The 26,036-nt window shown below is 73.4% G+C and carries 24 protein-coding genes and 1 tRNA gene; 13 read left to right on the forward strand and 12 right to left on the reverse strand.

Going from position 1 to position 26,036, the window contains the following annotated elements; translation table 11 throughout:
- Positions 1 to 98: 98 nt before the first annotated feature.
- From ACUJ8O_RS03795 to ACUJ8O_RS03815, 5 genes are all read right to left on the reverse strand, one after another.
- Positions 99 to 1,031, reverse strand: a complete 933-nt coding sequence (locus ACUJ8O_RS03795; RefSeq protein WP_036315913.1) for a DUF4031 domain-containing protein — start codon at positions 1,029 to 1,031, stop codon at positions 99 to 101.
- Positions 1,032 to 1,098: 67 nt separating this feature from the next.
- Positions 1,099 to 1,389, reverse strand: a complete 291-nt coding sequence (locus ACUJ8O_RS03800; protein WP_010079419.1) for a WXG100 family type VII secretion target — start codon at positions 1,387 to 1,389, stop codon at positions 1,099 to 1,101.
- 55 nt (positions 1,390 to 1,444) lie between these two features.
- Positions 1,445 to 3,250, reverse strand: a complete 1,806-nt coding sequence (locus tag ACUJ8O_RS03805; RefSeq protein ID WP_073116086.1) for a sensor histidine kinase — start codon at positions 3,248 to 3,250, stop codon at positions 1,445 to 1,447.
- 1 nt (position 3,251) lies between these two features.
- Positions 3,252 to 3,962 (reverse strand): response regulator transcription factor, encoded by a 711-nt coding sequence (locus ACUJ8O_RS03810; RefSeq protein WP_041103075.1) that lies wholly within the window; start codon positions 3,960 to 3,962, stop codon positions 3,252 to 3,254.
- Positions 3,963 to 4,040: 78 nt separating this feature from the next.
- Entirely contained in the window at positions 4,041 to 4,304 is a 264-nt protein-coding gene (locus tag ACUJ8O_RS03815; RefSeq protein ID WP_041103073.1) for a hypothetical protein, read from the reverse strand.
- A 211-nt stretch (positions 4,305 to 4,515) separates the two neighbouring features.
- On the opposite strand from ACUJ8O_RS03815, the gene ACUJ8O_RS03820 reads away from it, so the two are divergent.
- Positions 4,516 to 4,899 (forward strand): cold-shock protein, encoded by a 384-nt coding sequence (locus ACUJ8O_RS03820; RefSeq protein WP_020628350.1) that lies wholly within the window; start codon positions 4,516 to 4,518, stop codon positions 4,897 to 4,899.
- A gap of 3 nt (positions 4,900 to 4,902) precedes the next feature.
- On the forward strand, positions 4,903 to 5,388 hold the full coding sequence (locus ACUJ8O_RS03825; RefSeq protein WP_041103071.1) for a DUF3027 domain-containing protein: 486 nt from the start codon (positions 4,903 to 4,905) through the stop codon (positions 5,386 to 5,388).
- Between the two features lie 91 nt (positions 5,389 to 5,479).
- Here ACUJ8O_RS03825 and serC read toward each other — a convergent pair whose 3' ends face one another.
- On the reverse strand, positions 5,480 to 6,607 hold the full coding sequence (serC, locus tag ACUJ8O_RS03830; RefSeq protein ID WP_445373157.1) for a phosphoserine transaminase: 1,128 nt from the start codon (positions 6,605 to 6,607) through the stop codon (positions 5,480 to 5,482).
- Between the two features lie 128 nt (positions 6,608 to 6,735).
- On the opposite strand from serC, the gene ACUJ8O_RS03835 reads away from it, so the two are divergent.
- The 3 genes from ACUJ8O_RS03835 to ACUJ8O_RS03845 all read left to right on the forward strand — a co-directional run bounded on the left by ACUJ8O_RS03835 (position 6,736) and on the right by ACUJ8O_RS03845 (position 10,057).
- Positions 6,736 to 7,458: a metal-dependent transcriptional regulator gene (locus ACUJ8O_RS03835; RefSeq protein WP_445373158.1), complete on the forward strand. Its 723-nt coding sequence runs from the start codon at positions 6,736 to 6,738 to the stop codon at positions 7,456 to 7,458.
- 159 nt (positions 7,459 to 7,617) lie between these two features.
- Positions 7,618 to 8,112: an HNH endonuclease gene (locus ACUJ8O_RS03840; RefSeq protein ID WP_036382503.1), complete on the forward strand. Its 495-nt coding sequence runs from the start codon at positions 7,618 to 7,620 to the stop codon at positions 8,110 to 8,112.
- A 76-nt stretch (positions 8,113 to 8,188) separates the two neighbouring features.
- The gene (locus ACUJ8O_RS03845; protein WP_336647092.1) at positions 8,189 to 10,057 is read left to right on the forward strand and encodes an ABC transporter ATP-binding protein; all 1,869 of its coding nucleotides are present in this window, start codon (positions 8,189 to 8,191) and stop codon (positions 10,055 to 10,057) included.
- Positions 10,058 to 10,083: 26 nt separating this feature from the next.
- On the opposite strand, the gene ACUJ8O_RS03850 is transcribed toward ACUJ8O_RS03845, so the two are convergent.
- The 3 genes from ACUJ8O_RS03850 to ACUJ8O_RS03860 all read right to left on the reverse strand — a co-directional run bounded on the left by ACUJ8O_RS03850 (position 10,084) and on the right by ACUJ8O_RS03860 (position 12,240).
- Positions 10,084 to 10,157, reverse strand: a tRNA-Arg gene (locus ACUJ8O_RS03850).
- A gap of 52 nt (positions 10,158 to 10,209) precedes the next feature.
- Positions 10,210 to 10,857, reverse strand: a complete 648-nt coding sequence (locus ACUJ8O_RS03855; protein WP_158183517.1) for a hypothetical protein — start codon at positions 10,855 to 10,857, stop codon at positions 10,210 to 10,212.
- Positions 10,858 to 11,052: 195 nt separating this feature from the next.
- Complete coding sequence (locus ACUJ8O_RS03860; protein ID WP_080695847.1) at positions 11,053 to 12,240, reverse strand: acyltransferase family protein; 1,188 nt, start codon at positions 12,238 to 12,240, stop codon at positions 11,053 to 11,055.
- A 258-nt stretch (positions 12,241 to 12,498) separates the two neighbouring features.
- Here ACUJ8O_RS03860 and pcrA point away from each other — a divergent pair, with 258 nt between their 5' ends.
- The 3 genes from pcrA to sucD all read left to right on the forward strand — a co-directional run bounded on the left by pcrA (position 12,499) and on the right by sucD (position 17,362).
- Positions 12,499 to 15,060: a DNA helicase PcrA gene (gene pcrA / locus ACUJ8O_RS03865; protein ID WP_445373159.1), complete on the forward strand. Its 2,562-nt coding sequence runs from the start codon at positions 12,499 to 12,501 to the stop codon at positions 15,058 to 15,060.
- Between the two features lie 184 nt (positions 15,061 to 15,244).
- A complete protein-coding gene (gene sucC / locus ACUJ8O_RS03870) occupies positions 15,245 to 16,414 on the forward strand; it encodes an ADP-forming succinate--CoA ligase subunit beta (protein WP_230297390.1) in 1,170 nt (389 codons plus the stop codon).
- Positions 16,415 to 16,441: 27 nt separating this feature from the next.
- Positions 16,442 to 17,362: a succinate--CoA ligase subunit alpha gene (gene sucD / locus ACUJ8O_RS03875; RefSeq protein ID WP_070709002.1), complete on the forward strand. Its 921-nt coding sequence runs from the start codon at positions 16,442 to 16,444 to the stop codon at positions 17,360 to 17,362.
- A 126-nt stretch (positions 17,363 to 17,488) separates the two neighbouring features.
- On the opposite strand, the gene ACUJ8O_RS03880 is transcribed toward sucD, so the two are convergent.
- Complete coding sequence (locus ACUJ8O_RS03880) at positions 17,489 to 18,619, reverse strand: VIT1/CCC1 transporter family protein (protein ID WP_445373160.1); 1,131 nt, start codon at positions 18,617 to 18,619, stop codon at positions 17,489 to 17,491.
- Positions 18,620 to 18,722: 103 nt separating this feature from the next.
- Between ACUJ8O_RS03880 and ACUJ8O_RS03885 the strand changes: the two genes are divergently transcribed.
- Positions 18,723 to 19,142: a YidH family protein gene (locus ACUJ8O_RS03885; RefSeq protein WP_036339909.1), complete on the forward strand. Its 420-nt coding sequence runs from the start codon at positions 18,723 to 18,725 to the stop codon at positions 19,140 to 19,142.
- A 4-nt stretch (positions 19,143 to 19,146) separates the two neighbouring features.
- Complete coding sequence (locus tag ACUJ8O_RS03890; RefSeq protein WP_445373161.1) at positions 19,147 to 19,470, forward strand: DUF202 domain-containing protein; 324 nt, start codon at positions 19,147 to 19,149, stop codon at positions 19,468 to 19,470.
- Between the two features lie 75 nt (positions 19,471 to 19,545).
- On the opposite strand, the gene ACUJ8O_RS03895 is transcribed toward ACUJ8O_RS03890, so the two are convergent.
- Both ACUJ8O_RS03895 and ACUJ8O_RS03900 read right to left on the reverse strand, forming a co-directional pair.
- Positions 19,546 to 20,739: an alcohol dehydrogenase catalytic domain-containing protein gene (locus ACUJ8O_RS03895; protein ID WP_336575420.1), complete on the reverse strand. Its 1,194-nt coding sequence runs from the start codon at positions 20,737 to 20,739 to the stop codon at positions 19,546 to 19,548.
- Positions 20,740 to 20,945: 206 nt separating this feature from the next.
- A complete protein-coding gene (locus ACUJ8O_RS03900; protein ID WP_445373162.1) occupies positions 20,946 to 22,454 on the reverse strand; it encodes a sodium:solute symporter in 1,509 nt (502 codons plus the stop codon).
- A 182-nt stretch (positions 22,455 to 22,636) separates the two neighbouring features.
- On the opposite strand from ACUJ8O_RS03900, the gene ACUJ8O_RS03905 reads away from it, so the two are divergent.
- The 3 genes from ACUJ8O_RS03905 (at position 22,637) to ACUJ8O_RS03915 (ending at position 26,010) form a co-directional block, all read left to right on the forward strand.
- Entirely contained in the window at positions 22,637 to 23,206 is a 570-nt protein-coding gene (locus ACUJ8O_RS03905; RefSeq protein ID WP_445373163.1) for an XRE family transcriptional regulator, read from the forward strand.
- A 75-nt stretch (positions 23,207 to 23,281) separates the two neighbouring features.
- On the forward strand, positions 23,282 to 24,298 hold the full coding sequence (speB, locus tag ACUJ8O_RS03910) for an agmatinase (protein ID WP_002853755.1): 1,017 nt from the start codon (positions 23,282 to 23,284) through the stop codon (positions 24,296 to 24,298).
- Complete coding sequence (locus ACUJ8O_RS03915; protein WP_445373164.1) at positions 24,295 to 26,010, forward strand: thiamine pyrophosphate-binding protein; 1,716 nt, start codon at positions 24,295 to 24,297, stop codon at positions 26,008 to 26,010. Before speB ends, ACUJ8O_RS03915 begins: the two co-directional genes overlap by 4 nt.
- Positions 26,011 to 26,036 lie beyond the last annotated feature (26 nt).

The raw sequence follows: 26,036 nt of genomic DNA on the forward strand, positions 1-26,036 counted from the left end.
CCGGCCCGGCCCGTTCGGGCGCCCAGCCAGCGAGGCCCGTCTCCCCGTCCGGGGAGGCGGGCCTCGCCGCGTCCGGGGCCGGCACCGGGGCGCCCCGCTCAGGCCGACAGCGCGGCTCGTTCCGCCGCCAGGTTGCGGCGGGCGGCGGCCTCCCAGCGCGTTCGGCCGGGCGCGGTCCGATACAGCCGCTCGGCGTCCAGCAGGGCGTCCAGCACCGCGCCGCGACCGCGGGCCCAGTCCGCGTCGGACACGTGCGCGTAGTCCTGCCGGACCGCGGCCACGTAGCGGGCGTAGGCCTCGGGGGAGCGGCCGAGGACCTCGAGGTCCGCGTCCGAGAGCACCGCCCCGGCCGCGTCGTGCGGGGCGGGGTCGTGGGCGGCGGTGAGCAACACGAGGCGCGCCACCTCGTCGACGACGTCGGCCGGCACCGCCAGCCGCGGGTCGGTGAGCACGTCCCGGGCCAGGGCGGCCGAGTCCGCCTCGTCCTGGCCGGCGGGCGCGGCGGGGTCCCCGACGTAGACGGCGTCGTGGAACCACGCGGCCAGGCGGACCGCACGCGGATCCGGCCCGGCCTTCGCCCCCGCCCGCTCGAGCAGGTCCACGGACTCGAGCACCGCGAGCAGGTGGGCCGGGTCGTGGTAGTGCCGATGCGGCTCCGCCCAGCGGGCCAGCAGGTCGCGTCCCGCCGTCGTCACCGCGTCCGGGCTCGCCGCCGTGCCCTCGAACAGCCGCGCCCAGCGCCGGGCGAGGACGACGTCGCGCTTCTCGGCGCGGCTCCGGGCGGGCACGCGCAGCCCCGAGGCGGCGAGGCGGCGCACCAGCTCCCGTCCGGTGACGGGCACCGCCCCGCGGGCCACGAGCTCGGCACGTCGGTGCGCGGGCACGTCGTAGTGGTCCCGGTCGAAGGCCCGCTCCGAGAGCCCCGCCGCCCGCGCGAACGCGTGGAGCTCCTCGAGGGAGGCGTCGGAGACGAGGTGGGAGAACACGGTGCCGTGGGCGGGCCACGCGGGCGGGTCGATCAGGACGGTCATGCCCCCACTCTAGGAAGCACGGACCGGGGCGCGGCCGGCCGGCCGCACCCCGGACCGTTCCGGGCGCTCAGAACCGGAACATCGCGGCGTTGGCGGTCTCCGCGTCCTGGTACTGGGTGGCGGCGGCGTCCATCGCGCGGCGGATGCCCGCCAGGGACTCCTCCACGCGCTGCTGGGTGGCGCGCCACTCGGTGAGCACACCCTGGAAGTTCGCGGCCGCCTGGCCGCGCCAGGTGTCCTGCAGCTGGCGCAGGTTGGCCTCCATGGTGCTCACCTCCGCCTGGAGGCGGCCGATGGAGCCCTCCACCGCCCCGCTCTTGGCCCGCAGGTCCTCGACGTCGATCTGCACGATGCTCATGTGACTGTCCCCTCTGATGAGTGCTGATGGGCGGCGGGTGCCGCCGGGCACCACGCTAGGGACGCGCGTCGCGCCCGGCCGCCGGGTCGTCCCCGCCTGGGGACGGGGCGTCGGCCTGAGGCGCCTGTGCAGGAGCAGACACCCGGCGGCGGCGCTCGGCCGAGGCGCGACGGAACCGCTCCGCCGCCCGCAGCAGGCGGCTGCGCCGGGCGGCGTCCGCGGCGCTGGCGCCGGCGCCCGACGGCGCGGTCTGGGCGAGAGGGCCGGTGGGTGGGCCGGCCGCGTCGTCGTCGGTGTCCCGTGCGGACGGGCGCTCGTCCTCGACGTCCTCGTCCGCCTCGTCCTCGAACGGCGCCCACGGCAGGTGGACGGAGAAGGTGGCGCCGCCGCCCTCGGTCTCCAGCAGCCGGACGGAGCCGCCGTGCTGGGCCACGATCGCCGCGACGATGGCCAGGCCGAGCCCCGTGCCGCCCGTCTCGCGGTGCCGGGAGGTGTCCGCGCGGTAGAACCGCTCGAAGATGCGGGCGCGGTCCTCCTCGGACACGCCCGGCCCGTGGTCACGGATCTCGATCACGGAGCTGCGGCCCGCGCCGTCCGCCCCGGCCTGGCCGCCGAGGTGGTCGACGGTGCCGACCGCGATCTCGATGGGGGTGCCGGCGGGGGTGTAGCGCAGGGCGTTGGCCATGAGGTTCACCACCACCTGGCGCATCCGGTTCTCGTCGCCGAGGATGGGCGCCGGGGCCGCCCGGTCGCCGTCGGGGCCCACGAGGGTGACCTTGCGGTCCGGGGCGTTCACGGAGGCGTCCATCATGGAGTCCATCGCGAGGATGAGCAGGTCCACCGGGGCGTGCTCGAGGGGGCGCTGCTCGTCGAGGCGGGCCAGGGTGAGCAGGTCCTCCACGAGGCGGGTCATGCGGGTGGCCTCGGACTCGATGCGCTGCATGGCGGCGGCGACGTCCTCCTCCTCGCGCAGCCCGCCGTGCCGGTACAGCTCGGAGAATCCGCGGATGGTGACCAGGGGGGTGCGCAGCTCGTGGGAGGCGTCCTGCACGAAGCGGCGCATCTTGTCCTCGGAGATCTCCTTGTCCCGGAACGCGGACTCGATGTGCGCGAGCATGGCATTGAGGGAGCGGGAGAGCCGGCCCACCTCGGTGTCGGGCGCCGCGCTCTCCACGCGCTGGCTCAGGTCGCCGGCGGCGATCTTGGCGGCGGTGCGCTCCACGCGGTTCAGGGTGCGGAACGCGCGCTGGACCGCCAGGTTGGCCACGATCACGGTGCCCGCCGTCGCGAGCAGGCCGATGGTCACGACGATCGAGGTGACGCGCTCGACGGAGGAGGTCACGCTCTGCAGGGGAAGGGCCACGGCCATGGTGCCGTCGCCGCTGCTGAGCCCGTACAGCTGCACGCGCCAGCCGCTCGAGTCCGGCTGTGTGCCGGGCACCTCGAAGGAGGCGGAGCCGCGCTCCAGGGCCTCGGCCGGGGTGATGTCCGGCAGGGCCGGCTCGTCCGCACCCGGCATCACCGGGGTCTGGACGACCCGCGCGCCCTCGTTGTCCCACACGACGCCGTAGAAGCGCAGGATGGGCAGCTGCGGCATGTAGTACTCGCCGGTCTGGGCGACGTTGGCCAGGTACATCGAGACGGTGTCCCGGTTGGCGGCCATGTCCTCGTCCAGCTGGCGCACCGCCTCCTGGCGGAACAGCACCGCGGTCGCCACGGCGGTCACGGCGACCAGGGCCAGCATGAGCGCCGCGATCATCACGACCAGCTTGGTGCGCAGGGACTGCCCCTGCCACGCGCCCCTCAGCCAGGCGCGCGGATGGCGGACGCGGGCCGCCGCGGCGTCGAGCCGCGCACGCACGTCAGCGCTTGTCCGCGGTGCGGAGCATGTAGCCGACGCCGCGCTTGGTGTGGATCATCTTCTCGCGGCCGCCGACGTCGATCTTGCGGCGCAGGTAGGAGATGTAGGACTCGACGATCGAGGCGTCCCCGTTGAAGTCGTACTCCCACACGTGGTCCAGGATCTGGGCCTTCGAGAGCACCCGGTTCGGGTTCATCATGAGGTAGCGCAGCAGCTTGAACTCGGTGGGGGAGAGCTCCACGACCTCGCCGCCGCGGCGGACCTCGTGCGCGTCGTCGTCGAGCTCGAGATCGTCCACGCGCAGCACCGCCGCGTCGTCGTCGTCGAGGGAGGCAGTGCGGCGCAGCACGGCGCGGATGCGGGCGACCACCTCGTCGAGGGAGAACGGCTTGGTCACGTAGTCGTCACCGCCGACCGTCAGGCCGGTGATCTTGTCCTCGGTGCCGTCCCGCGCGGTGAGGAACACGACGGGGAAGTGACGGCCGGCGGAGCGCAGGCGGCGGGTCACGGTGAAGCCGTCCATGTCCGGGAGCATCACGTCCAGCACGGCCAGGTCCGGCTGGAACTCCTCGGCGGCGTCCAGGGCCTCCCGGCCGTTGGCCGCGGCCGTGACCTCGAAGCCGGCGTAGCGCAGGGACGTGGAGAGCAGCTCGCGGATGTTGGGCTCGTCGTCCACCACCAGGAGGCGTGCTTCGGGGTTCTGAGGCTGCATGGGGCCCAGTCAACCGCCCCGACCTGGGAACACCCTGAAAGGGTGCTGGATGTCACGGGGCGTCGTTGGCCCGACGGCTCAGGGGCGCGAGCGCCGGACGGCGCCCAGCACCACGTGCAGCAGCATCAGGCCGAAGCCGACGGGCAGGCCGAACAGCGCGAGCGCGAACAGCGCCGGGGACGCCGGCCACGCCAGGAAGTACGCGACCAGCAGGGCCACCAGGGCCAGAGCGGACACCGCCGTTACGGCCACGCCCAGCACCAGGACGACGCCACGACCGCCCCGGTGATCGGCGGGGTCGGCGGCGGGCGCGGAGGCGGGGAGGGTGGAGGTCCGAGGCATGCCCGCCACTCTAGTCGGGCTATCCTGGGAGGTCATTGACGACCACGTCCTCCGCCGTCCCCTCCGGGCGCACGGCCAGGCTGGTCCCACCGATGCCGCGGCGCACCGCCACGCCGGTGCCGGACCCCGCCGACCCGAGACGAGAGCACGGCCGCCCCTGCGGCGCCGGCCCGACGCGGTGGACCCACATGACGAGGAGCAGGTGACGCACATGCCCACCGGGCGCATCAAGTTCTACGACTCGACCAAGGGCTTCGGGTTCGCCCAGACGGACGAGGGCGAGGAGGTCCACGTGCCCGCCTCGGCCCTGCCGGCCGGGGTGACCGAGCTGCGCGGAGGCACCCGCGTGGAGTTCGGCGTGGCCGAGGGCCGCCGCGGCAAGCAGGCGCTCTCGCTGCGCGTGCTCGACGCCGCACCCTCGGTGGTCCGCAACCACCGACCCGGCGCCACCGAGATGGCCGTCCTCATGGAGGACCTCATCACGTGGCTGGACCAGACCTCCAACGGCCTGCGCCGCGGCCGCTACCCCCAGCGCGCCCAGGCGCAGAAGATGGCGCAGGTGCTGCGCCGTGTCGCCGACGATCTGGAGGCCTGAGCCATGACCACCCACGACGACGCCCCGCGCGTCGACCACCGGAGCCCCGACGCCGAGCCCGCGCCCGCGGAGGAGAGGGCGGCCGTGCCGCCCGCGCGTCGCCGGGCCCCGCGCCGCGACGAGCTGCTCGCCGCCGCCGTGGACGCCGCCCGCGCGGGGCTGGCCGGGCTGGCCGCCCCGGACGAGGTGGGGGAGCACGTGGACGTGCTCGTGGACGACGACCGGCTCCTGACGCACCGCTTCGCGTGCCGCATGCCCGGCTACGCGGGCTGGCTCTGGTACGTGACGATCGCCCGGGCCCCACGCGCCAAGCAGGTCACCGTGTGCGAGACCGGCCTCATGGCGGGGGAGGGTGCGCTCGTGGCGCCCCCGTGGGTGCCGTACGCCGAGCGCGTGAACGAGGAGGAGCGCGAGCGGCTCAAGGCCGTGGCCGAGGGCCGTGTGCCCGGCGCCCCGGCGCCTGAGACCGCGCCGGACGACCGCGGCTGAGACGGCGCGCCCCGGCTGACCCGCCGGGGCGGACACGCAACGGGCCCGCGGTGGAGTCCCCCGCGGGCCCGTGTCCCCGTCCGGGGACGGCTCAGGCCAGGCGCTCGACCACGTGGTCGATGCAGCGCAGCAGCGCCGCGACGTCCTCGGGCTCGGTCGCGGCGAAGGTCGCGATCCGCAGCTGGTTCCGGCCGAGCTTGCGGTAGGGCTCCACGTCCACCACGCCGTTCGCGCGCAGGGCCTGGGCGACCGCCGCCGCGTCGACGTCGTCGGAGAAGTCGACGGTGCAGACCACGGCGGAGCGGTCCTCGGACCGGGCCACAAAGGGCGTGGCGAACGACGACGCCTCGGCCCACGCGTACACGCGCGAGGAGGAGTCGGCGGTGCGGGCGGTCATCGCGTCCAGCCCGCCCTGGCCGTTCATCCAGCGCAGCTGCGCGTCCAGCATGACGAGCGTGGCCAGCGCGGGCGTGTTGTAGGTCTGGTCCTTGAGGGAGTTCTCCACGGCCGTGGCCAGGTCCAGGAACGCCGGGATCCAGCGGCCGGACTCCTTGATCTCCGCGACCCGCGCCAGGGCCCGCGGGGAGAACAGCGCGAGCCACAGACCGCCGTCGGACGCGAAGTTCTTCTGCGGCGCGAAGTAGTACACGTCCGCCTCGGACACGTCCACCGGCAGGCCGCCCGCGGCCGAGGTGGCGTCGACGACGACCAGGGCGTCCTCGTCGATGCCCGCGGGGCGGACGACGGGCGCCACCACGCCGGTGGAGGTCTCGTTGTGCGGCCACGCGTACACGTCGACCCCGGCCACGGCCTCCGGCTCGGGGCGGGTGCCCGGCTCGGAGGTGCGGATGTCCGACGGCGCCAGGAACGGCGCCTGGTCGGTGGCCTTGGCGAACTTCGAGCCGAACTCGCCGAAGCTCAGATGCTGGGCGCGCTCGCGGACCAGGCTGAAGGCGGCCGCGTCCCAGAACGCGGTGGAGCCGCCGACGCCGAGGATCACCTCGTAGCCCTCCGGCGCCGAGAACAGCTCGGCGACGCCGGACCGGACGCGCGCCACGAGGTCCTTGACCGGCTTCTGGCGGTGCGAGGTGCCGAGCAGCCCGGCCGCGTCCTGGAGCGCGCTCAGCTGCTCGGGGCGGACCTTGGACGGGCCGGCGCCGAAGCGGCCGTCGGCCGGCAGCAGGTCCTGGGGGATGGTGATCTCGGCGGGGGAGGTCATGCGTGCTCCTGACGCTTCGGGGTCGCGGGTCGTGCCCATTCTCCCGCGCCCGGGACCACCGGCCCTCCACGTGACTCACGCCTCGCTAGGATGTCCGGGACGAAGAGCCCGAGGGAAGAGGACGCGCCATGACGGATCTGATCGACACCACCGAGATGTACCTGCGCACGATCCTCGAGCTCGAGGAGGAGGGCATCCCCCCGCTGCGCGCCCGCATCGTCGAGCGACTGGAGCACTCCGGCCCCACCGTCTCCCAGACCGTGGCCCGCATGGAGCGGGACGGGCTGGTGCACGTGGGCATGGACCGCCGGCTGGAGCTGACCGTGGCGGGCCGTGAACGGGCCGTGTCCGTGCTGCGCAAGCACCGCCTGGCCGAGCGCCTGCTCGCGGACGTGATCGGCCTCGAGTGGGAGCTCGTCCACGAGGAGGCCTGCCGCTGGGAGCACGTGATGAGCGACCAGGTGGAGCGTCGCCTGCTCACGCTGCTGGAGAACCCCACCGAGACCCCCTACGGCACCCCGATCCCGCCCCGGCCCGAGCAGGCCTCCGCCGAGGACTGGAGCCGCGACATGGGCCTGGCGGGCACCCGGCTCTCCGAGGAGGCCGCCACCGCCGGCCGGTTCCGCGTCCGCGGGCTGGCCGAGGGTGTGCAGACCGACCCCGACCTGCTGGCCCAGCTGGCCGGCGCCGGCGTCACCCCGGGCCGCGTGGTGCGTGCCCAGGCCGCCCGCGACGCCGGGTACATCCGAGTCGAGGGCGAGGCGGAGAACGGCGCGGCCGCGGACGGCGGGGCCCTCGAGCTCGCCGAGGCCACGGCCGCGCACGTGTGGGTCGAGCGTCTCGACGGCTGAGACGCGGTGCGCCGCCGTCGTGCGTGACGGGGGCGTGATGGCCCGGTGACGGGCCGGTGAACCTCTTCCGCCGCCGCAGGCGACACGTGGCGCGCCGATGCACCCGCGTCTAGCGTGGAGACACGACGCCCCTGTGTCCCCACGCTTCCGAGGCCCCCGATGCGCACACTCGTCCTCAACGCCGGCTACGAACCCCTCTCGGTCGTCTCCGACCGCCGGGCGCTGCTGCTCGTGGCCACCGGCAAGGCGAGCGTGCTCGAGGACGCCGGTGACCCGATGCGCAGCCCCACCCGCGCGTGGGGCCGGCCCCTCGTGATCCTGCTGCACCAGTACATCCGGGTGCCCCACACGGATGCGGCCCCGGTCTCCCGCAAGGGCGTGCTGCGGCGGGACGGACACCGCTGCGCCTACTGCGGCGCCCACGCCACCACCGTGGACCACGTGCGGCCGCGCTCGCGGGGCGGCGAGAACACGTGGGAGAACCTCGTGGCCTGCTGCCTGCGCTGCAACGGGGCGAAGGCGGACCGCTCGCTCGAGGCCCTGGGCTGGCGGCTGCGGGTGGAGCCGGTGCGCCCGCGCGGGGCCCAGTGGCGGATCCGCGAGCTGGAGCGGCCCGCCGAAGCGTGGCGGGACTACCTGCGCCTGGCGGCCTGACGCCGGAAGCGGAATCGTGCCCGCCCGTGCCCGGCGGTTCCTAGACTCTCCAACGGTCGAGAGAGCGGAGGGGCCCATGAGCATGGAGTCGGCGGCACGGATGTCCATGATGCGGATGACCCGCGGGCAGTCCGACGCCCAGCAGAGCCTCGCCCGCGGCACGGTGCGCCGGACCATCGCGTTCGCGGGCCGGTACCGCACCCGCCTGATCGTGTTCGTCGCGGCGTCCATCGTGGGCGCGGTGCTCGGCGTGGCCTCGCCGGTGCTGGCCGGCGACGTCGTCAACGCGATCACCGGTGGCGCGGACCGCGGGCTCGTGGTGCGGCTGGCCCTGCTGATCGCCCTCGTGGCGGTGCTCGACGCGGCGCTGTCCGTGTTCACCAAGTGGCTCTCCGCCGGGCTGGGGGAACAGGTCATCTACGACCTGCGCACCGCCGTGTTCGACCACGTGCAGCGCATGCCGGTGGCGTTCTTCCAGCGCACCCGCACCGGCGCGCTCGTCTCGCGCCTGAACAACGACGTGATCGGGGCGCAGTCGGCGATCTCGCGGACGCTCTCCGGCGTCGTCGCGAACGTGGTGTCCGTCGCGCTGACCCTGGGCGTGATGGTGGCCACCAGCTGGCAGGTCACCGTCCTGTCCCTCGTGATGCTGCCGCTGTTCCTGCTGCCGGCCCGGGCGGTCGGCTCGAAGCTGGCGGGCCTGTCCCGCGAACGGGCCGGGCACAACGCGGCCATGGGCGACCAGATGACCGAGCGGTTCTCCGCTCCCGGCGCCACGCTCATCAAGCTCTTCGGCCGCCCCGCCGCCGAGTCCGCCGAGTTCGCCCGCCGCGCGGACCGCGTGCGCGCCACCGGCGTGGACATCTCCGTGCGCCAGACCGTCTTCACCACGCTGCTCACCCTGGTCTCCGCGCTCGCGCTCGCGGCCGTGTACGGCGTGGGCGGGCTCCAGGCGATCGCGGGCACCCTCGACGCCGGCGACGTCGTCACCCTCGCCCTGCTGCTGACCCGCCTCTACGCGCCCCTGACCGCGCTGGCGAACGCCCGCGTGGAGATCATGAGCGCGCTCGTGAGCTTCGAGCGCGTGTTCGAGGTCCTGGACCTGGAACCCCTCATCACGGAGCCCGCGCGGCCCGCGGCCCTGCCGGAGGGGCCCCTGTCCGTGCGGCTGCGGGACGTGCGCTTCGCCTACCCCACCGCGGAGCAGGTGTCCCTGGCCTCCCTCGAGGAGGTCGCCGTGCTGGACACGCGCGGCGACGAGGAGGTGCTGCACGGGATCGACGTGACCGTGCCGGCCGGGGCCACGGTGGCCCTCGTCGGCTCCTCGGGTGCGGGCAAGTCCACCATCGCCTCGCTCGTCACCCGCCTGCACGACGTCACCTCCGGCGCCGTCGAGATCGGCGGCGTGGACGTGCGGGACCTCGCGTTCGCGGACCTGCAGCGGGCCGTGGGCATGGTGACCCAGGACGGGCACCTCTTCCACGAGACCGTGCGCGCCAACCTGGCGCTGGCCCGCCCCGATGCGACGGATGAGGAGCTGTGGGACGCCGTGGAGCGCGCCCGCCTGCGCCCCGTGGTCGAGGCGCTGCCGGACGGGCTGGACACCGTGGTCGGCGAGCGCGGCTACCGCCTCTCCGGCGGCGAGCGGCAGCGGATGACGATCGCGCGGCTGCTGCTGGCGGCCCCGCGCGTCGTGGTGCTGGACGAGGCGACGGCGGCGCTGGACTCCACCAACGAGCGCGCCATCCAGGAGGCGCTGGGGGAGGCGCTGGCCGGGCGGACCGCGATCGTGATCGCGCACCGGCTCTCCACCGTGCGCAGCGCGGACGAGATCCTCGTGGTCGAGGCCGGGCGGATCGTGGAGCGCGGCACGCACGCCGAGCTGCTCGCGGCGGGCGGGCGGTACGCGGAGCTCTACACCACGCAGTTCGCCGACGCGGAATGAGGCGGCGGCCGGACCGGTCACCCGGGTGCCCCAGGCCGGAATCGAACCGACGGCCTACCCTTTAGGAGAGGGTCGCTCTATCCAACTGAGCTACTGGGGCGCGGACCGCGCGTCGCGCGCGCCGGTCCGGTGAGCGAGTCTAGCCGAGCCTTTCAGGCCACCCGCGCGGCGCGACCACGACGGCGCCGCCCGGCCCACAGCATCACGGCCACCGCCAGCGCGAGCAGCGCCAGCAGGACCCAGCGGGTCAGCGTCAGGGCGGCGGCCAGGCCGGTGCCCGGGCCGCCGGCGGCGATCGCCTGCTCGATCGCGATGTTCTCGCAGATGTCCACGACCGCGAACAGCACGCCCAGCCCGAAGACGGCCCACTTGGCGCCGACGGGACGCAGGCGCCATGCGCCGACCGCGGTGACCGTCAGTGCCACGGCGATCGGGAAGATCACGCCGGCCGTCTTGTGCACCCAGTTCAGCTGGCCGCGGGCGTCCTCGTCCATGACCGCGGAGAGCGCGCGGATGTGGTCCTGCCCGTAGAACAGCAGGGAGTCCGGCATCGCCAGGCCGCCGCTGAGCTGGGTCATCTGCTGCAGCACCAGCAGATGGAGGTACGCGCCCACGAGCAGGGTGGTCACGATCAGCGCGCTCACCGGGATCGCCGGGCTGCCCTCGCGCTCAGCGGCCGCGGCGAGGTCCTCACGGACGTTGACGTCCCGCAGCGTGGGACGGGAGCGCGGGGACTCGGCGACCGGGCGCGCGGCGGGCCGCGACGGGCGCGGACGGGACTTGCGGGACTTCTGGGACACGGGGCACCTCCGCGGTCCATCCTCCCAGACCGGCCGAGCCGGTCCGGTCCCGGTCCGGCTCCGCTTCGTCCAGCCCACTTTCGAACGTGAGATCGGGGTCATGGGGACTTTCGAACGCGAGACAGGCCCTCCGTCACGTTCGAAAGTGCGGGGGTGGCGGGGATGCCGGGGTGGCGGGGTCGGGGCCGGGGCTGCTCAGTCCGCGTGGCGAGGCCGCGGGCGGGGGGCCCGGACCCGGGCGGGTGCGCCGGCCGCCGGCTCGGCGGCCGGGGTCGGCCCCGCGGCGGGCTGCGGCGGGGACGCCGGCTCGACGACCGGCAGGGGCGCCGTCGTCGAGGCGGGCTCGGCGGTCTGTGCCGGCACGGCGTCCGCCGCTCCCGGGACCGTGGCCCGGGTGCGAGGACGCGCCCGGACGCGTCCCGCCGTCGGGAATTCGAAGAGCCAGCGAACCCGTCGGTAGCCGAGCGCGAGGGCGAGCGGGACGAGGAACGTGAACGACGCGATGGCCACGTAGAAGTCGACCGGGCGGACCGCGGCGAGGTCGCGGAAGGCCGCCACCGCCAGGATCAGCACCGGCATGTGGGCGACGTAGAGGACCATCGAGCGGCGGCCGCAGAACTCGAGGAACGGCAGACGGGGCAGGCGCGGGCCGAGCCACAGCACCACGAGGATCCCCGGCAGCGCGGCGAACACGGACCAGGGCTGGCGCTCCGCCACCACGAGCGCGCCGGTGCGCGTGGCCGTCACGGTGAGCACCATGAGGATCACCGCGATCACGCCCAGGGCGGCCGGCGCCGTGCGGATCCGGGGGAGCAGTCGCGCGGAGGCGGCACCGAGGAAGAAGTACACGCCCCAGTACAGGGGACGCACCCAGTCGCGGGGGCCGCTGACGAACTCGAGGAGCAGCACGAAGAGGACGGCCGCGACCACCAGCGCCGGGACGCGACGGATCACCGGGCCGATGAGGTAGCAGAGCATGAGCACCCACAGGAACCACAGGTGCCACGCGCCGCCGCGCCAGAACTCGACGGACAGCAGGGATCCGGGCTTGCCCGTGGCCAGCGCCAGGACGACCATCCAGACGAGGAACGGCCACAGGATCCGCTCCGCCTTGCCGCGGTAGTACGTGCCCAGCGGCTTGGACACCGAGCGGGGCAGCAGGACGCCGGACAGGAACACGAGCATCGGCATCCGCCACGACTGGAACACCTGCACCACGTTCGCGAACGCCACGGAGCTGAAGGTCGCGTCGAGCCCCTGCGGCATCGTGTAGGTGTGGGTGAACATCACCAGCAGCACGGCGAATCCGCGCATGGCGTCCATCCAGGTCATCCGGCTGGGGGCGGACCCGTGGGACACGGGCGGGGTCGGCGTCGTGGACATGGCGGCTCCGGGGTGGCGGGGCGGGGGAAGGGGGCTCCGCCGCCACATCGCGCGGAACGCCCAGAAGACCATAGCGGGCCGGTCGATTCCCGCCCACTTTCGAACGTGAAATCGGGGTCATGGGGACTTTCGAACGCGAGATAGGCCCCCCATCACGTTCGAAAGTGCGGGTGGGGTGGGGCGGGGCGGCGCGGTGGGGGATGGCGACGACGGCGGCCCCGCTGTCGCGTCCGGGGCCGCGCCTAGACTGGGTCCGCCATGGCTGACCTCTTCTCCGCGCTCGGACGCACGCCCCTGAACCTCGACCGGACCCGCCGCCCCGCGGACCCGGAGACCGCCCTGCCCGGGCTCGTGCCCCCGGCCGTCACGCGCGCGGCCGCGGACCCCGAGGCCTGGGGCGAGGACGTCCGGCCGGCCGCGCCGACGCACACTCCCGAGTCGCTCGTGGCGGGGCTCAACCCGCAGCAGGCAGCCGCGGTGACCCACACGGGGGCGCCGCTGCTGATCGTGGCGGGCGCCGGCTCGGGCAAGACCCGGGTGCTGACCCACCGCATCGCGTGGCTGCTCGCCACCGGACGGGCGCGGCCGCACGAGATCCTCGCCATCACCTTCACGAACAAGGCCGCCGCGGAGATGCGCGAGCGCGTGGCCGGGCTGATCGGCCCCACCGCCCAGCGGATGTGGATCTCCACGTTCCACTCCTCCGCCGTGCGGCTGCTGCGCAACGAGGCCGCCAACATCGGGCTGAAGTCCACGTTCACCATCTACGACTCGGCGGACAGCCTGCGCCTGGTCACCACCGTCGCCAAGCAGCACGAGCTGGACCCGAAGCGCTTCGCGCCCAAGGCCCTGCTGAACCGCATCAGCTCCCTGAAGAACGAGCTCGTGGAGGCGGACGACTACGCCGCCACCGTGGCCGAGGGGGACCCGTGGGGCCGCGCCGTCGCCGCCGTCTACCGGGACTACACGGCCCGCCTGCGCCAGGCCAACGCCCTGGACTTCGACGACCTGATCGGCGTGACGGTCCACATGTTCGAGGCGTTCCCGCGCGTGCTGGACAACTACCGCCGCCGGTTCCGCCACGTCCTCGTGGACGAGTACCAGGACACCAACCACGCCCAGTACCGCCTGATCCGGCTCCTCGCCGGCCCGGCGGGTGACCCCGAGGGCGTGGAGACCCCCGGCGGCGAGCTGACGGTCGTCGGCGACTCGGACCAGTCCATCTACGCGTTCCGCGGCGCGGACATCCGCAACATCGTCGAGTTCGAGCAGGACTTCACGGACGCCGTCACCATCAAGCTCGAGCAGAACTACCGCTCCACGCAGACCATCCTGGACGCCGCCAACGCGGTGATCGAGCGCAACCCGGACCGCCGTCCCAAGCGCCTGTGGACGGCCGAGGGGGAGGGCCCCGCGATCGTCGGCTACGCCGCGGAGAACGAGTCCGCCGAGGCGGAGTGGATCGCCACCACCATCGACCGGCTGCAGGACGAGGACGGGATCCGCCCGGCCGACGTCGCCGTGTTCTACCGGACCAACGCGCAGTCCCGTGCGCTCGAGGAGCGGCTGGTGACGCGCGGCATCCCGTACCGGGTCATCGGCGGCACGCGCTTCTACGACCGCAAGGAGATCAAGGACGCGCTCGCCTACCTGCGGGTGATCGTCAACCCCGACGACGACGTCAACGTGCGCCGCATCCTCAACGAGCCCAAGCGGGGCATCGGGGACCGGGCCGAGGGCGCCGTCGCCGCGTGGGCCGAGCGGAACCGCTCCACGTTCTCCGCGGCCCTGCGCGACGCCGAGAACGCTCCCGGCATGGCCGCCCGCTCGCTCAAGGCCGTCCGCGGCTTCGTGCAGATGATGGACGACCTCGGCCAGGTCGCCGAGTCCGCCGGCCCGGCCACCGTCCTGGAGGCCGTCCTCGAGCAGTCCGGGATGCTGGCCGCCCTCCGCGAGTCCGAGGACGTGCAGGACGAGTCCCGCGCGGACAACCTCGGCGAGCTCGTCGCCGTCGTCCGCTCCTTCGAGACGACGCATCCGGACGGCACCCTGTCCGACTTCCTCGAGCAGGTGGCGCTCGTGGCGGACGCAGACCAGCTGCCCACGGCCCCGGACGTGGAGGGCGAGGCGCTCGCCGAGCAGCAGGGCCAGGTCACGCTCATGACGCTGCACACCGCCAAGGGCCTCGAGTTCCCCGTGGTGTTCCTGACGGGCATGGAGCACGGGGTGTTCCCGCACGCCCGCTCGATGACGGACGAGAAGGAGCTCGCGGAGGAGCGCCGTCTGGCCTACGTGGGCCTGACGCGCGCCCGCCGTCGCCTGTTCCTGACACGCGCCGAGGCACGCTCGCTGTGGGGCCAGCACCAGTTCAACCCGCCCAGCCAGTTCCTCGGGGAGATCCCGGAGACGCTCATCGACTGGGAGCGGGAGGGCACCACGCGCTCGGCCGGGTCGTTGAGCCTGACCGGCGCCGGCACCTCGCGCTACGCGGGGCGGTTCGGCGGCGGGCGACCGGCCTGGCGGTCCCGGGACGACGACGGCGCGCGGCCCCAGCGCCTCACCCGCGGGGACGAGCCGGCGGACCTCACGGTGCCCTCCGCCGTGGTGCGCGGGAAGGCGCCGAGCCGGGTGCAGCCGCAGAAGGAGATCGTGGCGCTCAGCCCGGGCGACCGCGTCTCCCACGCGACCTTCGGCGAGGGGCGTGTGGACGCCGTCGCGGGCGCGGGGGACAAGACCGTCGCGACCGTCACCTTCGACGCCACCGGGGCGCAGAAGCGGCTGCTGCTGCGCTACGCCCCGCTGACGAAGGTCGAGGGCTGACGGGACCGGCCCGCCGACTCCCCGGTCTCTCCGGGGTGTGGACTAGAGTGAGCCGTGGAACGCCGCCGTCCGCCGCCCCGCTGTGCCCCCGTGCCCGGCCCGGCCACGGAGGGGGCGTCGACGTCGGCCGCGCCCGCGGGCGAGGCCGGCAGACCCTGTCTTCGACCAAGAAGGACACACCACCGTGGACCTGTATGAGTACCAGGCGCGCGATCTGTTCGAGGCGCACGGCGTCCCCGTGCTGGCCGGCATCGTTGCGCAGACCCCGGACGAGGCCAAGGCGGCCGCGGAGAAGATCGGCGGCGTCACCGTCGTCAAGGCGCAGGTGAAGGTCGGCGGCCGCGGCAAGGCCGGCGGCGTGAAGGTCGCCAAGACGGCCGACGAGGCCTACGAGCACGCCAAGGCCATCCTGGGGATGGACATCAAGGGCCACACCGTGCACCGGGTCATGATCGCCCAGGGCGCCGACATCGCCGAGGAGTACTACTTCTCCGTGCTGCTGGACCGCGCCAACCGCACCTACCTGGCCATGTGCTCGGTCGAGGGCGGCATGGAGATCGAGCAGCTGGCCGAGGAGCGCCCCGAGGCCCTCGCCAAGGTGCCCGTCTCCGCGCTGACCGGCATCGACGCCGAGACCGCCCAGAAGATCGTCGCCGAGGCGGGCTTCCCCGAGGAGCTGCGCGCCGACGTCGCCGAGGTCATCCAGAAGCTCTGGGAGGTCTTCGAGAAGGAGGACGCCACCCTCGTCGAGGTGAACCCGCTGGTGAAGACCGGCGACGGCACGATCCTCGCCCTGGACGGCAAGGTCTCCCTCGACGACAACGCGGCGTTCCGCCACGAGGACCACGCCGCCCTCGTCGACGAGCGCACCGAGGACCCGCTGGAGGCCAAGGCCAAGGCCAACGGCCTCAACTACGTGAAACTGGACGGCCAGGTCGGCGTGATCGGCAACGGCGCCGGCCTCGTGATGTCCACCCTCGACGTCGTCGCGTACGCCGGCGAGCAGCACGGCGGCGTGAAGCCGGCCAACTTCCTGGACATCGGCGGCGGCGCCAACGCCGAGGTCATGGCCAACGGCCTCGACGTCATCCTGGGCGACGAGCAGGTCAAGTCCGTGTTCGTGAACGTCTTCGGCGGCATCACCGCGTGCGACCAGGTCGCGAACGGCATCGTCAAGGCCCTCGAGATCCTGGGTGACACCGCCACCAAGCCGCTGGTCGTGCGCCTGGACGGCAACGCCGTGGAGGAGGGCCGCCGCATCCTGCAGGAGGCGAACCACCCGCTCGTCACCCTGGCCGCCACCATGGACGAGGGCGCCGACAAGGCCGCCGAGCTCGCCCACTCCGCGAACTGACCGTTCGGAAAGACTGAGGAAACAGCTATGTCGATCTACCTGAACAAGGACTCCAAGGTCATCGTCCAGGGCATCACCGGCGGCGAGGGCACCAAGCACACCCGCCTCATGCTCAAGGCCGGCACGAACATCGTGGGCGGCGTGAACGCCCGCAAGGCCGGCACCACCGTGTCCCACGAGGACAAGGACGGCAACGCCGTCGAGCTGCCCGTCTTCGGCACCGTCAAGGAGGCCATGGAGAAGACCGGCGCGGACGTGTCCGTGGCCTTCGTGCCGCCGGCCTTCGCCAAGGACGCGGCGATCGAGGCCATCGAGGCCGAGATCCCGCTGCTCGTGGTCATCACGGAGGGCATCCCGGTGCAGGACTCCGCCGAGTTCTTCGCCCTGTCGCAGTCGAAGACCGGCGAGGACGGGAAGCCGAAGACCCGCATCATCGGCCCGAACTGCCCCGGCATCATCACCCCGGGCGAGGCCCTGGCCGGCATCACCCCGGCCACCATCACCGGCTCCGGCCCCATCGGCCTCGTGTCCAAGTCCGGCACGCTGACCTACCAGATGATGTACGAGCTGCGTGACTTCGGCTTCTCCACCGCCATCGGCATCGGCGGCGACCCGATCATCGGCACCACCCACATCGACGCCCTCGAGGCGTTCGAGGCCGACCCGGACACCCAGGCCATCGTGATGATCGGCGAGATCGGCGGCGACGCCGAGGAGCGTGCGGCCGAGTTCATCAAGGCCAACGTCACCAAGCCGGTCGTCGGCTACGTGGCCGGCTTCACCGCCCCGGAGGGCAAGACCATGGGCCACGCCGGCGCCATCGTCTCCGGCTCCGCCGGCACCGCGCAGGCCAAGAAGGAGGCCCTCGAGGCCGCGGGCGTGAAGGTCGGCAAGACCCCGTCCGAGACCGCCCAGCTCATGCGGGAGATCCTGCAGGCCCAGGCCTGATCCCGCGGTGGGGGGCGCCGATGCCGGCGCTCCGCACCGGCAGGCGGATGCACCACGGCCCCTGTCCCTCGTCCTGAGGGGCAGGGGCCGTGTGCTGTGCGGGGCGGAGCAGGCGGTGGGCGCCCGTCAGCCCACGTTCGCGCCGAAGAGCAGGCCGAGCACGTACGTCACGGCAGCGGCGCCGAAGCCGATCGCGAGCTGGCGCAGGCCCCGAGCCAGCGGTGAGGAGCCGGACAGCAGCCCGACCACACCGCCGGTGAAGAGCAGGGCCACGCCCACCATCGCCGCCGCCAGGCCCAGGGCCCACAGCCCGGACATGCCGAAGATGTACGGCAGGATCGGGATGAGTGCGCCGGAGGCGAAGAACGCGAAGCTGGACAGGGAGGCGCTCCACGCCGAGCCGATCTCCGCGAAGGAGTCCGAGTGGTCCACCGGCCCCTGGGAGCCGTCGGGACGGGCGGAGAACTGCGGGTTGCAGTCGCACGTGAGATAGCCGAGGCGCTCGAGCGCGCGGTGCTCGGCGTCCTCGGGCGTCATGCCGCGGGCCAGGTAGACGAGCGTGAGCTCGTTGTGGTCCAGGTCCAGGTGCTGGGCCGCCTCGAGGGTGATCTGGGTGGGGGAGGAGGCCTCGAGCAGCTCCCGCTGGGACCGCACCGAGACGTACTCGCCGGCCGCCATGGACAGCGCCCCCGCCAGCAGTCCGGCCACGCCGGTGAACAGCACCACGGACGGGTCCACGCCCGTGGCCCCGATGCCCATCACGAGCGCCAGGTTGGAGACGAGCCCGTCGTTCATGCCGAAGACGGCGGCGCGGAAGTTGCCGGCCAGCTGTTCGCGACCCCGGGCGGCGAGGCCCCGCACCACCTCCTCGTGGATGGCCTCGTCCGCCGCCATGCCCTCGGGGGCGTCCTGGTCCTTCTCGTAGGGGGTGTCCGACTCGGCGCGCTGGGCCAGGGCCAGCACGAACACGGAGCCGAAGATCCGTGCGAGCCAGCGCAGCAGGACGCGACGGAAGGAGGGGCGTGGGGGGTTCTCGGCGTGCTCGCCCAAAAGAATCCGCCAGTGCTGCTCATGGCGGCGCTCGGCCTCGGCGAGGCCGAGCAGGATGTCGCGCTCCACACCGTCCTTGCGGGCGGCGATGTCGCGGTAGATCTGGCCCTCGGCGATCTCGTCGGCGAGGTAGCGGCGCCAGCGTCGGACCTGCTCGCGGGTCGGCTCGGGGCGTGCCGCAGGGGTGGCGGTGTGGGCGGCGCTCATGGGGCTCCATCGGATGGTCGGGCGGGGACGGGCGCCGCCGCCGCGGACCACGGCGGCCGGGCGCGCCCGACCGGCCAGTCTACGCCGTCGCTACCATGGCCGCATGGACGCAGCAGAGACCCCCGACGGCCCCGAGACCGCCGCCCACGACGGCGGCCGGCCGGCCTGGCAGCACCGCCTCCTGGCGGGCGGGGAGGAGCCGGACCCCCGGTTCACGCTCGCCAACGAGCGCACGTTCCTGGCCTGGGTCCGGACGGCGCTGGCGCTGCTGGCCGGCGGGGTCGCGGTGGAGGCGTTCACCGGCGCCCTCTTCGCGCCGACGGTCCGGGTGGTGCTCAGTACGGTGCTGCTCGTCTTGGCGGCGCTGCTCGCCCTGGGCGCGGGTGCGCGCTGGCTCCGGGTGGAGCGGGCGATGCGCCGCGGTCGTCCTCTGCCGCTGCCGCTGATCGTCCCGGTCCTGGCGGGGGGCGTCGTGCTGGCCGTCGTGGTGCTGATGCTCGCCGTCGTCCTGCCGCGGGGCTGAGGCGATGCGTCTGCATCACGACCCGGGGCTGCAGCCCGAGCGCACCGTGATGAGCTGGGGCCGCACGGTCCTGGCGCTGAGCGTCCTCAGCCTCACGTTCCTGAGGTGGTGGCCGGCCGTCGGCGCCTGGGCGTTCGGGCCTGCGGTGGTGGCGGCCGTCGGCGGGGCGGCCGTGCTGGCCACGCAGCGCCGGCGCTACGTGGCGCACGCGGACGGGATCGCGCGGGAGCAGGCCCGGCCGGCCCTGGCGTCGGTGGCCTGCATGGTCGCGCTGGTGGTGGGCCTGGCGGCCCTCGGGATCACCGCCACGCTGCTGCACGCGGCCTGATCCGCGGACGACGACGGCGCCCCCCACCTGCGCGGGCAGGTGAGGGGCGCCGTCGTGCCTCCGGAGGCGGACCGCTCAGCGGGCGAGCATGCCGTGGGGGTCGATGATGAACTTGTTCACGGAGCCCTGGTCGAACTCCGCATAGGCCTGGGGAGCCTCGTCCAGGGTGATCACGCGCGGGTTGACCAACTCCGTCAGGTACGGCATCCGGTCCCACAGGATCGACATCATCAGCTGGCGGTTGTAGCGCATGATGGGCGCCTGCCCGCCGATGATGTGGGGCGACTTGATCCAGGCCTTGCCGAAGTCCACCGGGAAGGTGCCCTCCTGCTCGGCCTTCGTCTCCGCGATCGGGTCCGGCCCGTAGATGCCGATGATGCCCGTGGCGCCGCCCGGACGGGTGACGTCCAGGACCTGGTTCACGGCGGCGATCGGCTGCATCTCATCAGACGCGGAGCCCAGGCCATGGGCCTCGGAGCCGACGCAGTCCACCGCGCAGTCCACCATCGGCTCGCCGAGGATGTCGTTCACGGCGTCCTGCAGGTTCTCCGTGGTGGAGAGGTCGATGGTCTCGCAGCCGTGCTTGCGCACCAGCTCCAGCCGCGAGGCGTCTTGATCGCCCACGATGATGCACGAGGCGCCCAGCAGCCGAGCGGCGGCCGCGGCGCACCGGCCCACAGGGCCGGCGCCGGCGATGTAGACGGTGGAGCCGGGCTTGGCGCCGGCCGACATGAGACCGTGGAACGCCGTGGGGAGGATGTCCGAGAGCACGGCCAGATCCAGGATCTTCTCCATCGCCTGCTCCTGGTCCGGGAAGCGCAGCAGCTGGAAGTCGGCGTACGGCACGAACAGGTACTCGGCCTGTCCGCCCTGGAAGTCGCCCAGATTGAAGCCGTAGGCGGCGCACGCCTGCTCCGGGTTGGCGGTCTCACACACCTCGGTGCGGCCGGCGCGGCAGTTGCGGCAGCGGCCGCAGGCCACGTTGAACGGCACGGAGACGAGGTCGCCCTCCTGCAGGAACTGGACGTCGCTGCCGACCTCCAGCACCTGGCCGGTCATCTCGTGACCCAGCACCATGCCGTCGGGCACGGGGAAGGAGCCGCGGTAGATGTGCAGGTCGCTGCCGCAGATGTTGGTGGCGACGATCTTGAGGATGACGCCGTGCGGGGCGGCGGAGCCGTCGGGCATCTCCAGCTTGGGGAAGTCCAGCTCGTCGACGCGCACGTCCTTGATGCCGTGGAATGCCACGGCGCGGTTCTTGGTAGTCATGAGAACTGCTGCCTTTCTGTCTCCAGCGAGGCCCCGACGGGGCGAGAGACGGGGCGAACCCGAGTGGGAGTCCCGGTCTCAGGCTGTACGGAGACACTAGGGGCCGGGGGGAGCCCGGGGGAAGGGTCGCCCGCCGCCGCCCGCCGCACCACGTGGCCTCGGCCATCGTGTGGGCGTCGGAGGATCACGGGCCCCGGGAGCGTCGGTCAGACCTGCGCTCGGACCGCGGGGTCGACGCCGTGGCGGGAGCGCACCCGCCAGGCCTCGAGGACCGCGGGGTCGGTGGGCCGGGTCATCAGGCTGAGGAGGACGTACACGACGGCGGAGGCGGCCAGACCGACGTAGATCGGCTCGTTCGCGAAAACACCCTCGAAGGGCTCGGCCGCGTTCAGCTCGAGCCAGCCCATGGTGCCGAGGGTGCCCACCGTCCCGACCACCATGGACCACAGGGCCGCCGTGCCGGTGCCGCGCTGCCACACGAGGCCGCCGACGATCGCAACGAACAGGCCGCCCACAAGGATGTCGTACGCGATGGTCAGGGCCGCCACCACGTTCGGGACGACGATCGCCAGCCCCAGCACGACGGCGCCGAGCAGCAGCACCCAGCCGCGGTTCGAGGCGAGCTCCGCCGCGGTCTCCGGGATCTCGTCCTCGGCGGTGGCGCCGTCCTCGGAGGCGGTGGCCTCACCACGGAAGATGGGCAGGATGTCGGTGCGCATCACGGTCGAGGCCGCGATGATCGCCCCCGAGGCGGTGGACATCATGGCCGCGACGGCGGCCGCCAGGGCCACACCGCCCACGCCGACGGGCAGCAGGTTCTGGGCGACCCACGCGAACACGTCGTCCGTGGTGGCGATGTCCGCGGTCACCGTGCGCGCGGCCATGCCGATCAGCGCGCCGGCGACGCCGTACACGATGCAGTACAGCCCCGCGGTGGCGCCGCCGATCTGGGCCACACGCGGGGAGCGGGCCGTGAACACGCGCTGCCAGACGTCCTGGCCGATCAGCAGGCCGAGGGTGTAGATCACGAAGTAGGTGACGATCGACTGCACGCCGATCCCGTCCCAGCTGAAGAACTCGGCGCCCAGGCGCTCCTTCAAGGCACTCCAGCCGCCGGCGTTGGCCAGGGAGAGGGGGAGCATGAGGGCGAACAGGCCGATGGTCATGATGAGGAACTGCGCCATGTCGGCCAGGGTGATGGACCACATGCCGCCGAGCACGGAGTAGGCCAGCACGATGCCGCCGCCCACCAGGACGGACAGCCAGCGGTCCCAGCCGAAGAGCACCACGAAGATCGACGCGTAGGCGCCCGTGGAGGTGGCGGCGAGCATGAGCGTGTAGGCGAGCATCACGAAGGAGGAGGCGTGGGAGGCCCCGCCACGGCCGTACCGCAGGCGGAGCATCTGCGAGACGGTGTAGATCTTCAGACGGGCCAGGATCGGGGCGAACGCCACCGACAGGATGAGCACGCCGACGCCGATGGCGGCCACGAGCCACGCGCCGGAGAGCCCGAACTCGTACCCCAGGCCGACGCCGCCCACGGTGGCGGCGCCGCCGAGCACGACGGCGGCCATGGTGCCGGTGAACAGCACCGGCCCGAGGCGGCGGCCCGCCACGAGGTAGTCCTCCGAGCTGGCGGCGCGGGTCTTGCCCCACCAGCCGAAGGCGAGCATGCCGACCAGGTAGACGGCGACGATGGTCAGGTTGAGGGTCACGGGTGGTCCTTGGGGCGAGGGGATCCAGGGCGCCGGGATGCGGGGGCGCCGCGGGCGGGACAGGAGAGATCGGCGTGTTGCCGATCACACGATCTGGGTCTACGGTAAACACATGTTGCATCGCAGGCAACATGTCATGCAGGATGACATCGCGACGTCGCACGACGCGAGGAAGGAACGCGATGAAGGCCCTCCCGCTCGAGACCGCGCCGGGCCAGGCGCTGATCGGCCGCCGGCTGCGCGCGCTGCGCGAGGCGCGGCGGCTCACCGTGGCCCAGCTGGCCGAGGCGGCCGGCGTCAGCAAGGGCTTCCTCTCCCGCCTCGAGCGGGACCTGACCAGCCCGTCCGTGAGCACGCTCGTGACCCTGTGCCAGGTGCTCGGTGCGAGCCCGGGCGACGTCCTGGACGCGCCCGAGGTGACGGTCGTGCGCCTCGCCGACGCCCCCGCGGTCAGCCTCGGCGGCGAGGGCATCCGCGAGCGCCTGATCACTCCGCGCGGCAGTCGTGACCTGCAGATCCTGCGCGCTGACATCGCGCCGCGCGGCCGCGGGGAGGCGGAGCTGTACACCGTGGACTGCCGCGTGGAGGCGGTGCACGTGGTCACCGGCCGCCTCGAGCTGCGGACCACCGAGGCCGTGCACCTGTTGGAGGAGGGGGACACCGTCACCCTCCCCGGGCGCGAGCCTCACTCGTGGGCCAATCCGGACGACCGCCCCGCCGTCGTGCTGTGGACCCTCGTGGGCCACGCGTGACCCCGTGCGGCACGCCCGCACCGGACAGACCAGACCGACCAGACCGAATCGAACCGCCCAGAGAGGACATCCCAGATGCTCGAGATCCCCCGCGTCGAGGACAACGGCCGCCTCGGCCCCGTGAACTCCGCCCTCGTGCCCCGCTACGGCGGCGCCCCCACCTACGCCCTGCTGCCGCGCCTGGACGAGGCGGCCGCGGCCGGCGTCGCCCCGGAGATCAAGGTGGTCGGCGTGCCGTTCGACGCCGGCGTCTCCTACCGCCCCGGTGCACGCTTCGGGTCCGGCCACGTGCGGCAGTCCTCGCGGCTGCTGCGCCCCTACAACCCCGCCACGGACACCTCGCCCTTCGCGCAGGCCCAGGTGGTGGACGCCGGGGACATGGCGGTGAACCCGTTCAACATCGGCGAGGCCATCGAGGCGATCCAGCAGGACGCGATGGACCTCACCGAGGACGGCTCCTCGCTCATGACCATCGGCGGCGACCACACCATCGCGCTGCCACTGCTGCGCGCCGCCTCCGCCCGGGCGGGTGAGCCCGTGGCCCTGCTGCACTTCGACGCCCACCTGGACACGTGGGACACCTACTTCGGCGCCGAGTACACCCACGGCACGCCGTTCCGCCGGGCCGTGGAGGAGGGGATCCTGGACACCGAGGCCATCTCGCATGTGGGCACCCGCGGTCCGCTCTACGGCAAGAAGGACCTCGACGACGACCACCGCATGGGCTTCGGCATCGTCACCTCCTCGGATGTGTTCCGTCAGGGCGTGGACGAGATCGTGGACCAGCTGCGCCAGCGCATCGGGGGCCGGCCGCTCTACATCTCGGTGGACATCGACGTCCTCGACCCCGCGCACGCCCCGGGCACCGGAACCCCCGAGGCCGGCGGCATCACGAGCCGCGAGCTGCTCGAGATCCTGCGTGGGCTGCGCGGGCTGGACATCGTGGGCGCGGACCTGGTGGAGGTGGCCCCGGCCTACGACCACGCCGAGCTGACCGGCGTCGCCGCCTCCCATGTGGCCTATGACCTCATCTCCCTGATGGCCGACCGCCGCGCCACCCGCGCGGCCGCCGGTGAGGAGCCGGGCCGATGAGCGACGAGCAGACGACGACGGCGGCCCCGCGGCGCAACGGCGGCGACCTCGCCGTCGAGACGCTCCACGCCCTGGGTGCACGGACGGTCTTCGGCATCCCGGGCCAGCACGCCCTCGGCCTCTTCGACGCCCTGTCCCGCTCCCCGCTGGAGTTCGTCTCGAACCGCGTGGAGAACAACGCCGCCTTCGCCGCGGACGGATACGCCCGGGCTACCGGCGAGGTCGGCGTCCTGTTCCTGTCCACCGGCCCGGGCGCGCTCACCTCGCTGGCCGGCCTGCAGGAGGCGTACGCCACGGGCGTGCCGATGCTCGTGATCGCCTCGCAGATCCCGCTGTCCGGGCTCGGTGCCCGGCGCAAGGGCATGCTGCACCAGCTGGACGACCAGAAGGCCTCGGCCCGCAACGTCACCAAGGCCCAGTTCACGGTCCACCACGCCTCCGGCATCCCGTCCGCCATCCAGGACGCGTGGGCCGAGGCCATCACCGTGCCGCAGGGGCCGGTGTGGGTCGAGATCCCGCAGGACGTGCTGCTCGGCGAGGTCATGGTGCCCCCGGTCGAGGACGCCCTGGCCGTGCCCTACGACCACCCGCCGCGCGCCGAGCTCGTGGCCGAGTCCGTGCGCTGGCTGCGCGGGGCCGGGCGGGTGGCGATCGTGGCCGGCGGCGGTGTGCGTCGCTCCGGCCGGGCCGCAATGGCGAGCCTGCGGGAGGTCGCGGAGCTGCTCCAGGCACCCGTGGTCTGCTCGCCGGGTGGCAACACCGCCTTCCCGTGGGAGCACCCGCTCAGCCTCGGCGGTTGGGTGGAGGACCGCCTCGTCACGGACCTGCTCGAGGACGCGGAGGTGCTGCTCGTGGTGGGCTCCTCGCTCGGCGAGGTCACCTCGAACTACTTCACGCTCGAGCCGCGCGGCCGCCTCATCCAGGTGGACGCGGAGCCACGCGTGCTGGAGACCAACCACCCCACGCTGGGTGTGCGGTCCGACGCCGGCCAGGCGCTCGAGGCACTCGCCGCGGCGCTGCGCGAGTCGGGCTCGGTGGCGCAGGACGCCACCGTCTGGCACGGCCGCACCCCGGCCGAGGTGGTCGCCGATGTCAACGCGCGCATCGCGGCCCGCCTCGACGCCCAGGACCTCGGCGTGGAGCGCCGGCTCCTGGCGGACATCCGCGCCGCCGTCCCGTCGACCATGCAGACGTACTGGGACATGACCATCGCCGCCTACTGGGCGTGGAACTGCTGGGACGCGCAGGACGGCGAGTTCCACTCGGCGCAGGGCGCCGGGGGGCTCGGCTACGGGTTCCCGGCCGCGTTCGGCGGCGCGGTGGGCCTGGCCCACCAGGGTCGCACCGGGATCGACGGGCGCGTGCTCGCCGTCGCCGGCGACGGCTCGGCGATGTACTCCATCGCCGAGCTCGCGGCCGCCAGGCAGCACGGCGCGGCGGTGACGTGGCTGATCATCGACGACGGCGGATACGGCATCCTGCGCGAGTACATGGAGGGCGCGTTCGGTAAGGCCACGGCCACCGAGCTCGACCGGCCGGACTTCCAGGCCCTCGCCGCCTCCTTCGGCGTGCCCGCCGAGACGGTGCGAGTGGAGGACGTGCGCGGCGCGCTCGAGCGCGCGTTCCAGGCGGACGGGCCGAACGTCGTCGTGGTGCAGACCCGCCTGGCGATGTGGGCGCCGAGCCACCTGGGGGAGGCCCCGGAGGTCTGAGGCGGCCCGGCGCGGCTCAGCGGGGG

It is taken from the genome of Micrococcus sp. EWR3.9.1, from assembly GCF_052615555.1.

What these genes read in the sequence shown, in the direction of transcription:
- ACUJ8O_RS03895 (WP_336575420.1), bottom strand. Translation starts at nt 20,739, where the DNA reads ATGACTACCAAGAACCGCGCCGTGGCATTCCACGGCATCAAGGACGTG.
- ACUJ8O_RS03845 (WP_336647092.1), top strand. Translation starts at nt 8,189, where the DNA reads ATGAGCATGGAGTCGGCGGCACGGATGTCCATGATGCGGATGACCCGC.
- ACUJ8O_RS03815 (WP_041103073.1), bottom strand. Translation starts at nt 4,304, where the DNA reads ATGCCTCGGACCTCCACCCTCCCCGCCTCCGCGCCCGCCGCCGACCCC.
- speB (WP_002853755.1), top strand. Translation starts at nt 23,282, where the DNA reads ATGCTCGAGATCCCCCGCGTCGAGGACAACGGCCGCCTCGGCCCCGTG.
- ACUJ8O_RS03810 (WP_041103075.1), bottom strand. Translation starts at nt 3,962, where the DNA reads ATGCAGCCTCAGAACCCCGAAGCACGCCTCCTGGTGGTGGACGACGAG.
- serC (WP_445373157.1), bottom strand. Translation starts at nt 6,607, where the DNA reads ATGACCTCCCCCGCCGAGATCACCATCCCCCAGGACCTGCTGCCGGCC.
- ACUJ8O_RS03820 (WP_020628350.1), top strand. Translation starts at nt 4,516, where the DNA reads ATGCCCACCGGGCGCATCAAGTTCTACGACTCGACCAAGGGCTTCGGG.
- ACUJ8O_RS03825 (WP_041103071.1), top strand. Translation starts at nt 4,903, where the DNA reads ATGACCACCCACGACGACGCCCCGCGCGTCGACCACCGGAGCCCCGAC.
- ACUJ8O_RS03800 (WP_010079419.1), bottom strand. Translation starts at nt 1,389, where the DNA reads ATGAGCATCGTGCAGATCGACGTCGAGGACCTGCGGGCCAAGAGCGGG.
- ACUJ8O_RS03880 (WP_445373160.1), bottom strand. Translation starts at nt 18,619, where the DNA reads ATGAGCGCCGCCCACACCGCCACCCCTGCGGCACGCCCCGAGCCGACC.
- ACUJ8O_RS03860 (WP_080695847.1), bottom strand. Translation starts at nt 12,240, where the DNA reads ATGTCCACGACGCCGACCCCGCCCGTGTCCCACGGGTCCGCCCCCAGC.
- ACUJ8O_RS03905 (WP_445373163.1), top strand. Translation starts at nt 22,637, where the DNA reads ATGAAGGCCCTCCCGCTCGAGACCGCGCCGGGCCAGGCGCTGATCGGC.
- ACUJ8O_RS03885 (WP_036339909.1), top strand. Translation starts at nt 18,723, where the DNA reads ATGGACGCAGCAGAGACCCCCGACGGCCCCGAGACCGCCGCCCACGAC.
- pcrA (WP_445373159.1), top strand. Translation starts at nt 12,499, where the DNA reads ATGGCTGACCTCTTCTCCGCGCTCGGACGCACGCCCCTGAACCTCGAC.
- ACUJ8O_RS03835 (WP_445373158.1), top strand. Translation starts at nt 6,736, where the DNA reads ATGACGGATCTGATCGACACCACCGAGATGTACCTGCGCACGATCCTC.
- ACUJ8O_RS03840 (WP_036382503.1), top strand. Translation starts at nt 7,618, where the DNA reads ATGCGCACACTCGTCCTCAACGCCGGCTACGAACCCCTCTCGGTCGTC.
- sucD (WP_070709002.1), top strand. Translation starts at nt 16,442, where the DNA reads ATGTCGATCTACCTGAACAAGGACTCCAAGGTCATCGTCCAGGGCATC.
- ACUJ8O_RS03890 (WP_445373161.1), top strand. Translation starts at nt 19,147, where the DNA reads ATGCGTCTGCATCACGACCCGGGGCTGCAGCCCGAGCGCACCGTGATG.
- ACUJ8O_RS03795 (WP_036315913.1), bottom strand. Translation starts at nt 1,031, where the DNA reads ATGACCGTCCTGATCGACCCGCCCGCGTGGCCCGCCCACGGCACCGTG.
- ACUJ8O_RS03915 (WP_445373164.1), top strand. Translation starts at nt 24,295, where the DNA reads ATGAGCGACGAGCAGACGACGACGGCGGCCCCGCGGCGCAACGGCGGC.